We start from the raw sequence: 12,890 nt of genomic DNA, 5'->3' as shown, positions 1-12,890 counted from the left end.
GCCCCGTGGATCACGCCGAGGTGGGTGTGGCGTCCGACCCGGCGTGCTCCCGCAGCCAGCCCAGCACCCTCGGCAGCACCGGCACCGCCGCCATATGGGCGGCCGACGGCTGGAGCACCACGGTGGCCCGGGGGATCCGCCGGGACAGCCAGTCGAAGTGACCGACCGGCGAGAAGGCGTCCTCCTCGCCGTGCCACAGCAGCGTGGGGACCTCGATGCCCGCCGGGTCGAAGCCCCACGGCACGCTGAAGGCGATCGCGTCGTCGATCCAGCCGTCCGCGCTCTCCTTCAGCCCGGCCCGGAAGTTGCGGTGCAGCATCTCGCGGATCCCGGCGTCCGCCACGACCCGCCGGTCCACCGTCGGCAGCTCGTCGTCCGGGTCGAACGGCAGCGCCATCGGGTCGGCCCGGATCGCGTCCGCGTTGCGCACCAGCGTGCTGCGCAACTGGCTCCGGTTCTCCCGCGCGGTCGTGTACTCCCGGACATTGGACTCCGTCATCCCCGCGAACCAGTCCAGCTCCGGCGCGTCCGGCGGCGCCAGGCTCACCAGCACCGCCGCGCTGGCCACCCGGTCGGTGCAGCGGGCCGCGCACGCCAGCGCGTGCGGACCGCCCCCGGACCGGCCGACCACCGAGAACCGCCCGAGCCCCAGCCGGTCGGCGATGGCCAGCACATCGTCCGCCGCGTCCACCACCCGCCGCTCCGGCCGGCGCGTGGAACCGCCGTAGCCGGGACGGTCGTAGGCGATGAGATGGATGCCGAGCTGATACAGCACCAGCGAGCGCGGGCGGGGCCCCTGATGCGAGCCGGGGGTGCCGTGCAGCAGGAAGACGGGGTGTCCCCGCGGATCCCCCCAGGAGTCGAACGCCAGCTCCCGCCCGTCAGCGCTGCGCGCGATACGCGCCACTCCTGCCTCCCGTCCACCGGTGTCAAGGGTGCCGGAATCTTCTCAGATCGACGGGCACCTTACGGGCATCATCCGCTCAGCATCTCGCGTCGGTGGCGACCCGTCACCGGCTTGACCGCAGAATATCGAGAACCGGGCCGAAGCCCTGCTCCGCCCCGGCCGCGCACCCCCCGAACGGCCCGCGAAACGAAGGGTTCCGACCCTTGTGGCCATGGCCCCTATCGCCGTACCGCACGCGGGCCCGTGACCTCCGCGCCCAGCTCCGCCACCCGGCGCCGCAGCTCCCGGTCAGCCGTCACCACCAGCGTCGGGCGGCCCGCCGCGCGGGCCACCAGCGCCACCATGTGGTCGTCCCCGCTGCCCGGCGCGTCCTCCACCCGCACCCCGGCCACCGAGTCCACGCCGCGCGCCGCGCCCTCCACCACCAGCACGATCTCCATCGGCCCGGCCCGGCCCGGCAGCCCGTCCGCCGCCAGCCGGTCGCGCAGCCGCTCGGCCGCCCCGCGCCGGTCCTTCCACCAGCCGTCGGGCACCGACCCGACCACGTTCGCGCCGTCCACGATCACCAGCAGGGCGTCACTCATGGGGCCAGGGTCGCACGGACCCGCGCGGGGGACGCTCCGGCACCCGATTAAAGTGGGCCCGTGTCAATGGTCCGTACAGTGAACGGCGACTGGCTCATACGTGGCCGCGACGGCCGGCTCGGCGTCTACCTCCCCTCGGACGACGCCGTCCGGTGCCGCGCCGAGAGCGTCCCCGGCGGCCCCTGGGGCCCGCCCCGCCGGGTCGGCGGCGAACAGCGCCTGCACGGCGGCTTCGCCCTCGCCCAGGGCGCCGACGGCTACTCCCATCTGGTGGCCTGGCGCCCGACCCGGGGCGCCGAGCACGGCCTGGTCCACTCCACCCACTTCCGCCCCCTGCTCGCCCCCCTGGACTGGCATCCCTTCGGCCACCCCAACAGACAGGGCGCGCGCACCGGCGGCCCCGCCGTGGCCGTCGACGAGGCGGGGCGGGCGTACGTCTTCGTCCGTAACCGGGGTCTCGGCGTGATGACCGTCAACCAGAAGTCGCGCGGCGGCTGGAACGCCTGGCACGACCTGCGCGGCTCCAAGGTGCACGAGGAACTCGCCGCCGTCACCGCCGAGTCGGGCCTCGTCGAGGTGTACGCCACCGACCCCGACGGCATCCTGCGCTGGCACCAGGAGGAGGCGGGCGCCCGCCCGGTCGCCGGGGAACCCCTGCGCGTCCCGGTCGAACCGGGCTCCCTCTCCGTCCTGCCCACCTCGAAGGAGCACACCACCCTCTACTACGCCGACCCCCAAGGCACCCTGCACGCCTGGCGTCCGGGCACCGACCCCGTCGCCCTGCTCCCGGCGGCGGGCCCCGGCCCGGTCGCCACCCTGCGCTGCGTCCTCGAGGGCCACGACTGCACGGTCCTGGCCCAGCACGCCACCTCCGGCCGCATCGCCTTCGCCGCCTACCCGACGGAACAGGAGTCCGCGGGCCTGTGGTGGACCGAGTCCGGCCCCCGACTCCCGCCGGGCAGCCGCGTATCCCTGGCGGAGGACGCGGAAGGCAGGGTGGTGGCGGCGAGCGTGACCCCGGAGGGGGTATTGAGGGTGTCCCGCCAGAAGGATGAACCGGGCTTGGCTCTGGCGGCGTGGCAGGAGATCCCGTGACCTGTCCATCGCCGGGGGACGGCAACGCCCTTTAGGGGCGCGGGGCTGCATCGATATGCGGCTCCGCCGCGTGGGCGCGACCAGCCCACCACGGTCCGCACTGTGAAGACAGCAGAACGCCGGCTCCCTTAGAACTCACGCACAGGGAACCGGCGTTCAAAGAACTAAACCGGCACGCTGGCCACCCCAGGCGCCAGGAACCGCCTCCCATTCACCCGCTCGGAAACCCCTTCACGGTCCAGATACGGCGTGATCCCCCCGAGATGGAACGGCCACCCCGCCCCCGTGATCAGACACAGATCGACATCCTGCGCCTCGGCGACAACCCCCTCGGCGAGCATCAGCCCGATCTCCTGAGCGACAGCGTCGAGCACACGCCCCCGCACCTGCTCCTCCGTCAGCACGGAGTCCCCCTGCCGCAGCAGCGCCACCACCTCGGGATCCAGCTCCGGCTTCCCACTGTCATAGACATAGAAGCCGCGCTTGCCGGCCGCCACGACCGCCTGGAGGCCGGGGGAGACCGTGAAGCGGTCCGGGAAGGCCCGGTGGAGGGTCTCGGAGACATGCAGCCCGATCGCGGGGCCGACCAGCTCCAGCAGCACCAGCGGGGACATCGGCAGGCCCAGCGGTTCGACCGCCTGCTCGGCGACGGCGACCGGTGTGCCCTCGTCGATGACGTTCTGGATCTCGCCCATGAACCGGGTCAGGACGCGGTTGACGACGAACGCGGGGGCGTCCTTCACCAGGACCGCCGTCTTGCGCAGCTTCCTGGCGACGGCGAACGCGGTGGCCAGGGACGCGTCGTCGGTCCGCTCGCCGCGCACGATCTCCAGCAGCGGCAGGATCGCGACGGGGTTGAAGAAGTGGAAGCCGACGACCCGCTCGGGGTGCTTGAGCTGCGAGGCCATCTCGGACACCGACAGCGAGGAGGTGTTGGTGGCGAGGATCGCGTGCGCCGGGACGACCGCCTCGACCTCGGCGAACACCTGCTGCTTGACGCCGATCTCCTCGAACACGGCCTCGATGACGAAGTCCGCGTCGGAGAATCCCGCCGCCTTGTCGAGTACGCCGGTGACCAGGCCCTTGAGGCGATTGGCCTGGTCCTGGTTGATCCGGCCCTTGCCGAGCAGCTTGTCGAGCTCGGCGTGGACATAGCCGACGCCCTTGTCGACCCGCTCCTGGTCGATGTCGGTCAGCACGACCGGCACCTCAAGACGGCGCAGGAACAGCAGCGCCAGCTGGGAGGCCATGAGACCGGCGCCGACCACCCCGACCTTGGTGACCGGACGGGCCAGGCTCTTGTCGGGGGCGCCCGCCGGACGCTTGCCGCGCTTCTGCACCAGGTTGAACGCGTAGATCCCGGCGCGCAGTTCCCCGCCCATGATCAGGTCGGCGAGCGCCCGGTCCTCGGCGTCGTACCCCTTCTGGAGGTCGCCGTCCTTGGCGGCGGCGATGATGTCCAGGGCGCGGTAGGCGGCCGGGGCGGCGCCGTGCACCTTGCTGTCGGCGAGAAGACGTCCCTTGGCGACGGCCCGGTCCCAGTCCTCTCCGCGATCGACGGCGGCCCGCTCGACCGTGATCTCACCCGTCAGCACCTGGGCCGTCCAGATCAGCGACCGCTCCAGGAAGTCGGCGCCCTCGAAGATCGCGTCCGCGATGCCGAGGCCGTGGACCTGCTGCCCCTTGAGCTGCCGGTTCTGGTTGAGGCTGTTCTCCACGATCACGGAGATCGCCTTCTCGGCGCCGATCAGATTCGGCAGCAGCGTGCAGCCGCCCCAGCCCGGGACCAGGCCCAGGAAGACCTCGGGGAGGGAGAAGGCGGGCACCGCCCGGGAGACGGTCCGGTAGGCGCAGTGCAGCCCGACCTCGACACCACCGCCCATGGCGGCGCCGTTGTAGTACGCGAACGTCGGCACGGCCAGCTCCGACAGCCGCTTGAAGACGTCGTGGCCGCCCTTGGCGATGGCCAGCGCGTCGGCGTGCTCCCTGACCTGCTCGACGCCCTTGAGGTCGGCGCCGACGGCGAAGATGAACGGCTTGCCGGTGATGCCGACGCCGACGATGTCCCCGGCGGCGGCCTCCTTCTCCACCTGGTCCAGCGCGAGGCTCAGGCGGGCCAGCGAGGCCGGGCCGAAGGTGGTCGGCCTGGTGTGGTCGAAGCCGTTGTCCAGCGTGATCAGGGCGAACCGCCCGGCGCCGGACGGCAGGTCCAGATGGCGTACGTGCGCCTCGGTGACGACCTCGTCCGGGAACAGCTCGGCCGCGCCCTTCAACAGTTCGGCGGTGGTGCTCACTTGTCCCCCTCGAAGTGCGGGTTCTCCCAGACGACGGTGGCGCCCATGCCGAAGCCGACGCACATGGTGGTCAGCCCGTAGCGGACCTCGGGCTGCTCCTCGAACTGCCGGGCCAGCTGGGTCATCAGCCGCACCCCCGAGGAGGCCAGCGGGTGGCCGTAGGCGATGGCGCCGCCGTACTGGTTGACGCGACTGTCGTCGTCGGCGATGCCGTAGTGCTCCAGGAAGGCCAGCACCTGTACGGCGAACGCCTCGTTGATCTCGAACAGCCCGATGTCGGAGATGGACAGCCCCGCCTGCGCGAGCGCCTTCTCCGTCGCCGGGATCGGCCCGTAGCCCATCACCTCGGGCTCGACGCCCGCGAAGGCGTACGACACCAGCCGCATCCGCACCGGCAGCCCGTGTGCGCGGGCGAACTCCTCGGCGGCGATGATCGAGGCGGTGGCGCCGTCGTTGAGCCCGGCCGCGTTGCCCGCGGTGACCCGCCCGTGCACCCGGAACGGCGTCTTGAGCCCGGCCAGGTTCTCCAGGGTGGTCCCGGGCCGCATCGGCTCGTCGGCGGTGACCAGGCCCCAGCCGGTCTCACCGACCTCCGCGTCGGTGTTGCGCACCGAGATCGGCACCAGGTCCTGCTGGATCTTCCCGTTCGCGTACGCCTTGGCGGCCTTCTCCTGCGAGCGCACGGCGTACTCGTCGGCGCGCAGCTTGGTGATGCCGGGGTAGCGGTCGTGCAGGTTCTCCGCGGTCATGCCCATGAACAGGGCCGACTCGTCCACCAGCTTCTCGCTGACGAACCGCGGGTTGGGGTCCACGCCCTCGCCCATCGGGTGCCGCCCCATGTGCTCGACACCACCGGCGATGACGGCGTCGTACGCGCCGAAGGCGATCGACCCGGCGGTGGTGGTCACGGCGGTCAGCGCGCCCGCGCACATCCGGTCGATGGAGTAGCCCGGCACGGACTGCGGCAGCCCGGCGAGGATGCCGGCCGTCCGGCCCAGGGTCAGTCCCTGGTCACCGATCTGCGTGGTCGCGGCGATGGCGACCTCGTCGATCCTCGCGGGGTCGAGGGCGGGGTTGCGGCGCAGCAGTTCCCGGATGGCCTTCACGACGAGGTCGTCGGCACGGGTCTCGTGGTAGACGCCCTTCGGGCCCGCCTTGCCGAACGGGGTACGGACGCCGTCGACGAAGACGACGTCCCTGACGGTACGAGGCACGATGGCTCTCCTCCAGGGTGCGGGACACTGAGCGCTTGCTCATCACCATGCTACTTATCGGTAACGTAGCTGCCCACCCCAACGCACGCCAGCGGCAAAGGTCACAGGGGGTTCACATGGCAGGGGGGGCACGGTCACGCCCGAGCGAGGCGCCGGGTCACTTCCTGACAGGGGCCAGGGACACGCCGAATAGGGGCGCGGGGCTGAATCGATGTGCGGCTCCGCCGTGGGCGCGACCAGCCACAGACCACCCGCACCCGCACGAACCACAGAAACCCCTACGCCGCTTTGGCGGAAAACGCACTCACCAGAACCGGCGCCACCAACTCAACCTGCCACTCCCGAGCCCCATACCCCAGCAGCGCCGCCCGCACAGCCTCGACATCGGCGGCAGCCGGCGGCTCCCAGCACACCCTCCGCACCGTGTCCGGCGTGATCAGATTCTCCTGCGGCAGCCCCAGCCGCTCGGCCAGCTCGCTGACCCCCGCGCGGGCCGCGGACAGCCGGGCCGCGGCCACCGGATCCTTGTCCGCCCAGGCCCGCGGCGGCGGCGGCCCCGTGACGGCCTGCCCCGGTTGCGGCAGCCGCGACTCGGGCAGCGCTCTCGCCCGGTCGACGGCGGCCTGCCACTGTTCCAGCTGCCGCCGCCCGGTCCGCTGCCCGAACCCGTTCAGCGCGCCGAGCGCCTGCACGGTGACCGGCACGGCCAGCGCGGCCTCGACGATGGCGGCGTCGGAGAGCACCTTGCCCGGCGAGATGTCCCGGCGCTGGGCGATCCGGTCCCGGGCCAGCCACAGCTCACGCACCACGGCCAGCTGCCGGCGCCGCCGCACCTTGTGCATCCCGGACGTCCGCCGCCAGGGGTCCTTGCGCGGCTCGGCGGGCGGCGCGGCGGCGATCGCGGCGAACTCCTGCCGGGCCCAGTCCAGCTTGCCCTGCCGGTCCAGCTCCTTCTCCAGCGCGTCGCGCAGATCGACCAGCAGCTCCACATCGAGCGCGGCGTAACGGAGCCAGGGCTCGGGCAGCGGACGGGTGGACCAGTCGACCGCGGAGTGTCCTTTCTCCAGGACGAAGCCGAGAACGCTCTCGACCATCGCGCCGAGCCCCACCCGGGGGAACCCGGCGAGCCGCCCGGCCAGCTCGGTGTCGAAGAGCCCGCTGGGCACCATGCCTATCTCACGCAGACAGGGCAGATCCTGGGTGGCGGCGTGCAGCACCCACTCGACGCCGGACAGCGCTTCGCCCAGCCCCGACAGATCCGGACAGGCGACGGGGTCGATCAGCGCGGTGCCGGCGCCCTGGCGGCGCAGTTGCACGAGGTACGCCCGCTGTCCGTAGCGATAGCCGGAGGCGCGCTCGGCGTCCACGGCGACGGGGCCGGAGCCGGCGGCGAAGGCGGCGATCGTGGCGGCGAGGGAATCGGCGTCCGCGATCACCGGCGGAATGCCCTCACGCGGTTCGAGCAGCGGTGTCGGCGCCCCGGGAGCAGCAGTGTCGCCGTCGTCCGGAGGGGCGCCCCCGGTGGTTCGCAGTGAACTGGCTGCTGCGGTGTCTTGGGCGTCGGTCACCTGTCAAGGGTATCCGTGTACGGACGGCGCCCGCCGACGGAACGTTCCGTCGACGGGCGCATGGGGGTCGTAAATCAGTCATGTCGGTGAAAGGGCTCGTTCACCGAGGTCGGGGACGGGCGGGGGTGGTGCGGGGAGGTGCGGCGGGCCGGGATGAGGGCCGGGATGAGGGCCTCAGGACGGGACCGGAGGGGAGGACCGTGGGGTGGGAGGGGGGATCGGTGAGGGTGTCGGGTCAGTGGATGATGCCGGTCCGCAGGGCCACGGCCACCATGCCGGCGCGGTCGCCGGTGCCGAGCTTGCGGGCGATGCGGGCGAGGTGGCTCTTGACGGTCAGGGCGGACAGGCCCATGGAGACGCCGATCGCCTTGTTCGACTGGCCCTCCGCGACCAGTCGCAGCACCTCGACCTCGCGGCCGGACAGTTCGCGGTAGCCGCCCGGGTGGCTCGGGGCGCCCGGGTGGCGGCGGTGCAGACGGGCGGCGGCGGAGCCGATGGGGGCGGCGCCGGGGCGGGTGGGGAGCCCGACGTTGGTGCGGGTGCCGGTGACGACATAGCCCTTCACACCGCCCGCGAGGGCGTTGCGCACCGCGCCGATGTCGTCGGCGGCGGAGAGGGCGAGGCCGTTGGGCCAGCCCGCGGCGCGGGTCTCCGACAGGAGCGTGAGGCCGGAACCGTCCGGCAGGTGGACGTCCGCGACGCAGATGTCACGCGGGTTGCCGATCCGCGGACGGGCCTCGGCTACCGACGACGCCTCGATGACATCGCGTACGCCGAGCGCCCACAGATGCCGGGTGACGGTGGAGCGGACGCGCGGATCGGCCACGACCACCATCGCGGTGGGCTTGTTCGGACGGTAGGCGACCAGGCTTGCGGGCTGCTCAAGAAGAACGGACACCAGGCCTCCTGGGGTGCGGGACGGGGCCGGCTCGTGGGGATGAAGCCGGTACGAACCGTGCTTTCAAGGTCACAGTCGTCTTCGGCAGTAAACCCGTCGTCCTTTAGAGAATGATCACGATCCAGTGAGTAACAATCCGTGCAATTCGGACACGCGATCGATCGTCCGAAGATCGAATCGGATCGGTCGGGGCCAATTGAGTGGCAGAAAGTGGCCGAATCGACAAAGTGACGGCATGGAAACCCGGCGTTCGGGCGAACACGAGTGAGGGGCACGTCCGGTGGACGTGCCCCTCGGTCTCACGCCCCGTCAGCGACGGCCGGAGAGCTGGTTGGAGAGGTGGGTGGAGAGGTGGGTGGAGAGGTGGAGAGAGCAGGAGTGCTGGGGGTGGAGGGGCGGAAGGGGCCGGGTGGATGGTCAGCGCGACTGTGACTGCGGCCCCCGCCGCTGCGGCAGCGTCACCACCGACGCGTCGCCCGGCCCGGCCGGCGGCAGCCCCGCGACCTGCGCCAGCAGATCGCACCAGGCCGCCAGGTGCGCCGCCGTCTCCGGTACGCCGCCCAGCCCCTCGCGCGGTGTCCAGGACGCGCGGATCTCGATGTGGGAGACGGCGGGGCGCGCGGAGAGCCCACCGAAGTAGTGCGAACCGGCGCGCGTGACCGTGCCGCTCGGTTCGCCGTACGTCAGCCCGCGGGCCTGGAGCGCGCCGGTGAGCCATGACCAGCACACGTCCGGCAGCAGTGGATCGACCGCCATCTCGGGTTCCAGTTCGGCCCGGACCAGCGTCACCAGCCGGAAGGCCCCGCGCCAGGCGTCGTGCCCGTCGGGGTCGTGCAGCAGCACCAGCCGTCCGTCGGCGAGATCCTGCTCGCCGTCCACGACGGTCGCCTCCAGCGCGTACGCGAAGGGCGCCAGCCGCTTCGGCGCGGGCACCGCCTCGATCTCCACCTGCGGGCGCACCCGCGCCGGCCGCAGCCCCTCCACCGCCGCCCGGAAGGCCGGCGGGGCCGTACCGTCCGGAAGCAGTGAACTTTCCCCCGTCTCCTTCGCCTCGTCCATTCCGCCAGCGCCGTCCGACAGTCGTCCCTGAGCCGCCATGCGGGGAAGATTAAGCGGAACGGGGCCCCGGCGCAGGGCAAGACACCCCGTCCACCACGCCCCACCGGCACGGACGACCCCCCGGACAGCACGGAAGCGACGGCGCGACGCTGTCCGGGGCGGGTTTTTGCGGGGGTTGGCCCCGCTCCGCCCCATCCCGACGACCTGGGGCCCGACGATCCCCGGAGAGACGCGCCGGACCAGTGCCCTCCGGGCAGGTCTGGTGGCCGTCGGTAGGGGCGTTGCCCGGTCCTCTCCGCATGGCTCTGGAAGGGCGGTGCCCGCCGGACAGACCGCGTGACCGCTGCCCGGCGCTCGTGCGGGCGCGTGACGCCCGTCACCAGCCCGGCGCCTCCCCTCCCACCCCCTCCCACCCCCTCCCACCCCCTCCCACCCCCACCCCACCCCCTGCCGAACTCCCTGCCGAACGGGCAACCGGGGCATGGGAGACTGGCGGGGTGAGTGCCAACGGACGTCCCACGGGCCAGCCCCCTACAGCCACCTACGACTCGGCCTTTCTCAAGGCGTGCAGGCGGGAGGCGGTACCGCATACGCCGGTGTGGTTCATGCGGCAGGCGGGGCGGTCGCTGCCGGAGTACCGGAAGATCCGCGAAGGCGTGGCGATGCTGGAGTCGTGCATGCGCCCGGACCTGGTCACGGAGATCACGCTTCAGCCGGTGCGCCGGCATGACGTGGACGCGGCGATCTACTTCAGTGACATCGTCGTACCGCTGAAGGCCATCGGTGTCGATCTCGACATCAAGCCCGGCGTCGGCCCGGTCGTGGAGAAGCCCATCCGGTCGCGGGCCGATCTCGCGCAGCTGCGGGATCTGACCCCCGAGGACGTCTCCTACGTGACGGAGGCCATCGGGCTGCTCACCGCCGAGTTGGGGCAGACCCCGCTGATCGGGTTCGCCGGGGCCCCGTTCACCCTCGCGAGCTATCTCGTGGAGGGCGGCCCCTCGCGGACGTACGAGAACGCCAAGGCGATGATGTACGGCGACCCGGAGCTGTGGGCGGATCTGCTGGACCGGCTGGCCGACATCACGGCCGCGTTCCTGAAGGTACAGATCGAGGCCGGCGCGAGCGCGGTGCAGCTCTTCGACTCGTGGGCCGGTGCCCTCGCGCCGACCGACTACCGGCGTTCCGTGCTGCCCCACTCCGCCAAGGTGTTCCGGGCCGTCGAGTCGTACGGCGTCCCGCGCATCCACTTCGGTGTCGGTACGGGCGAGCTGCTCGGCCTGATGGGCGAGGCCGGGGCGGATGTCGTGGGCGTCGACTGGCGGGTGCCCCTGGACGAGGCCGCGCGCCGGGTCGGGCCCGGCAAGGCGCTCCAGGGGAACCTCGACCCGACCCTGCTGTTCGCCCCGCAGGCGGCCGTGGAGGCCAAGACGCGCGAGATCCTCGACGCGGCGGCGGGCCTGGAGGGCCACGTCTTCAACCTGGGACACGGCGTGATGCCGTCGACAGACCCGGACGCACTGACCCGCCTGGTGGACTACGTCCACACCCGCACCACCACCTGACCCGGCCACCAGGACCCCACGGCCCCACTGACAGACGCCGGGCCACCCCCACGCCCTCAGGGGCGCGGGGAACTGCCCCCACTCAAAACCCCACCCCGACCCGGGCGCCGGAGACGCACCGAGCCACCCCCGCTGACGGATCGTTCCCCGCGCCACGGCGAACCCGCTGGACGCCGGGCCACCCCGACGCCCCCAGGGGCGCGGGGAACTGCGCGACCAGCCACAACCGGCCCGCACCCAACAAACAACCCCACCCCTCAAGAAGCGCCCCGCACCTTCCGAACCGCCCGCCGCGCAGCGACCAGCACCGGATCCCACACCGGCGAGAACGGCGGCGCGTACCCCAGGTCGAGCATCGTCAGCTGCTCCACCGTCATCCCGGCCGTCAGGGCCACCGCCGCCACATCCACCCGCTTCGCCGCCCCCTCGCGCCCCACGATCTGCACCCCCAGCAACCGCCCGGTCCGCCGCTCGGCGAGCATCTTCACCGTCATCGGCGAGGCGCCCGGGTAGTACCCGGCCCGGCTGGTCGACTCGATCACCACCGACTCGAACTCCAGCCCCACCCGCCGCGCGTCCTTCTCCCGCAACCCCGTCCGCGCGATCTCCAGATCGCAGACCTTGCTCACCGCGGTCCCCACGACCCCCGGGAACGTGGCGTAACCGCCCCCCACATTCGCCCCGATGACCTGCCCGTGCTTGTTGGCATGCGTCCCGAGCGCGATGTGCCGCTCCTGCCCCGAGACAAGGTCGAGCACCTCCACACAGTCCCCGCCCGCCCAGATGTTCTCGTGCCCGCGCACCCGCATCGCCAGATCGGTCAGCAGCCCGCCGTGCGTCCCGAGCGGCAGACCGGCCGCCAGCGCGAGCGTGGTCTCGGGGCGGACCCCGATCCCCAGGACGACCACGTCCGCCGGATACGCGGCGGCCCCGGTGGCCACCCCCCGCACCCGCCCGTCGTCCCCGGTCAGGATCTCGGTGACCTCGGCGTCGTCGACCATGGTGATACCGAGGCCCTCCATGGCCTTGTGCACCAGCCGCCCCATGTCGGGATCGAGCGTCGACATCGGCTCGGCGCCACGATTGACGACCGTCACCGCATACCCGCGGTTGATCAGCGCCTCGGCCATCTCCACGCCGATGTACCCGGCCCCGACGACCACCGCGCGGCGGCCCCGCGTCGCCCCGAGCGTGTCGAGCAGCGCCTGCCCGTCGTCCAGGGTCTGTACCCCGTGCACACCGGGCGCGTCCATGCCCGGCAGATCCGGCCGGATCGGCCGCGCCCCGGTGGCGATCACGAGTTTGTCGTACGACGTCCAGGACTCGGCCCCGGAATCGACGTCCCGCGCGCGTACCCGCCCGCCCGGCACGTCGATCTCCGTCACCTCGGTGCGCATCCGCAGATCGATGGCACGCGCGCGATGCTCCTCCGGCGTACGGGCGATCAGATCGTCCCGCGCCGGTACGTCGCCGCCGACCCAGTACGGGATCCCGCACGCCGAGTAGGAGGTGAAGTGGCCGCGCTCGAACGCCACGATCTCCAGTTCGTCGGGGCCCTGCTGCCGACGGGCCTGCGACGCCGCGGACATGCCCGCGGCGTCACCGCCGATCACGACCAGTCGTTCCCGTTCCCGTTCCGGCTTCGGATTCCGTGCGTCCCGCGTCCCGCTCATGCTCATGGGCCCACGCTACGGGCCCACGCGAGG

10 protein-coding genes are annotated in these 12,890 nt (G+C 72.3%); 2 read left to right on the top strand and 8 right to left on the bottom strand.

What is annotated here, in order from left to right; translation table 11 throughout:
* Positions 1 to 10 precede the first annotated feature (10 nt).
* Complete coding sequence (locus ACFRFC_RS19415; RefSeq protein ID WP_382690294.1) at positions 11 to 907, bottom strand: alpha/beta fold hydrolase; 897 nt, start codon at positions 905 to 907, stop codon at positions 11 to 13.
* A 218-nt stretch (positions 908 to 1,125) separates the two neighbouring features.
* The gene (locus ACFRFC_RS19410) at positions 1,126 to 1,491 is read right to left on the bottom strand and encodes an NTP pyrophosphohydrolase (RefSeq protein WP_382690296.1); all 366 of its coding nucleotides are present in this window, start codon (positions 1,489 to 1,491) and stop codon (positions 1,126 to 1,128) included.
* Positions 1,492 to 1,557: 66 nt separating this feature from the next.
* Between ACFRFC_RS19410 and ACFRFC_RS19405 the strand changes: the two genes are divergently transcribed.
* Positions 1,558 to 2,586: a hypothetical protein gene (locus ACFRFC_RS19405; RefSeq protein WP_382690298.1), complete on the top strand. Its 1,029-nt coding sequence runs from the start codon at positions 1,558 to 1,560 to the stop codon at positions 2,584 to 2,586.
* A gap of 164 nt (positions 2,587 to 2,750) precedes the next feature.
* On the opposite strand, the gene ACFRFC_RS19400 is transcribed toward ACFRFC_RS19405, so the two are convergent.
* The 5 genes from ACFRFC_RS19400 to ACFRFC_RS19380 form a co-directional block, all read right to left on the bottom strand.
* Positions 2,751 to 4,880, bottom strand: a complete 2,130-nt coding sequence (locus ACFRFC_RS19400; protein WP_382690300.1) for a 3-hydroxyacyl-CoA dehydrogenase NAD-binding domain-containing protein — start codon at positions 4,878 to 4,880, stop codon at positions 2,751 to 2,753.
* Positions 4,877 to 6,094, bottom strand: coding sequence for a thiolase family protein (locus tag ACFRFC_RS19395; protein ID WP_382690302.1), 1,218 nt, complete (start codon positions 6,092 to 6,094; stop codon positions 4,877 to 4,879). Before ACFRFC_RS19395 ends, ACFRFC_RS19400 begins: the two co-directional genes overlap by 4 nt.
* 278 nt (positions 6,095 to 6,372) lie before the next feature.
* Positions 6,373 to 7,662 carry an HRDC domain-containing protein gene (locus ACFRFC_RS19390; RefSeq protein WP_382690303.1) on the bottom strand — a complete coding sequence of 430 codons (1,290 nt, stop codon included), beginning with the start codon at positions 7,660 to 7,662 and terminating at the stop codon, positions 6,373 to 6,375.
* A 235-nt stretch (positions 7,663 to 7,897) separates the two neighbouring features.
* On the bottom strand, positions 7,898 to 8,560 hold the full coding sequence (locus ACFRFC_RS19385) for a LuxR C-terminal-related transcriptional regulator (RefSeq protein ID WP_382690305.1): 663 nt from the start codon (positions 8,558 to 8,560) through the stop codon (positions 7,898 to 7,900).
* Positions 8,561 to 8,977: 417 nt separating this feature from the next.
* Positions 8,978 to 9,619 carry a DUF3000 domain-containing protein gene (locus ACFRFC_RS19380; protein WP_382690373.1) on the bottom strand — a complete coding sequence of 214 codons (642 nt, stop codon included), beginning with the start codon at positions 9,617 to 9,619 and terminating at the stop codon, positions 8,978 to 8,980.
* A 497-nt stretch (positions 9,620 to 10,116) separates the two neighbouring features.
* Between ACFRFC_RS19380 and hemE the strand changes: the two genes are divergently transcribed.
* Positions 10,117 to 11,184 (top strand): uroporphyrinogen decarboxylase, encoded by a 1,068-nt coding sequence (gene hemE, locus ACFRFC_RS19375; protein WP_382690307.1) that lies wholly within the window; start codon positions 10,117 to 10,119, stop codon positions 11,182 to 11,184.
* A gap of 257 nt (positions 11,185 to 11,441) precedes the next feature.
* Here hemE and ACFRFC_RS19370 read toward each other — a convergent pair whose 3' ends face one another.
* A complete protein-coding gene (locus ACFRFC_RS19370; protein WP_382690309.1) occupies positions 11,442 to 12,863 on the bottom strand; it encodes an FAD-dependent oxidoreductase in 1,422 nt (473 codons plus the stop codon).
* Between the last annotated feature and the right edge of the window lie 27 nt (positions 12,864 to 12,890).

The sequence above is a fragment of the Streptomyces sp. NPDC056734 genome, assembly GCF_042790455.1.
Lineage (GTDB): Bacteria > Actinomycetota > Actinomycetes > Streptomycetales > Streptomycetaceae > Streptomyces.
Note: the sequence above shows the minus strand (reverse complement) of the source record. Positions and strands in the feature narration are given on the sequence as shown.

What these genes read in the sequence shown, in the direction of transcription:
- ACFRFC_RS19410 (WP_382690296.1), bottom strand. Translation starts at nt 1,491, where the DNA reads ATGAGTGACGCCCTGCTGGTGATCGTGGACGGCGCGAACGTGGTCGGG.
- ACFRFC_RS19405 (WP_382690298.1), top strand. Translation starts at nt 1,558, where the DNA reads ATGGTCCGTACAGTGAACGGCGACTGGCTCATACGTGGCCGCGACGGC.
- ACFRFC_RS19370 (WP_382690309.1), bottom strand. Translation starts at nt 12,863, where the DNA reads ATGAGCATGAGCGGGACGCGGGACGCACGGAATCCGAAGCCGGAACGG.
- ACFRFC_RS19380 (WP_382690373.1), bottom strand. Translation starts at nt 9,619, where the DNA reads ATGGACGAGGCGAAGGAGACGGGGGAAAGTTCACTGCTTCCGGACGGT.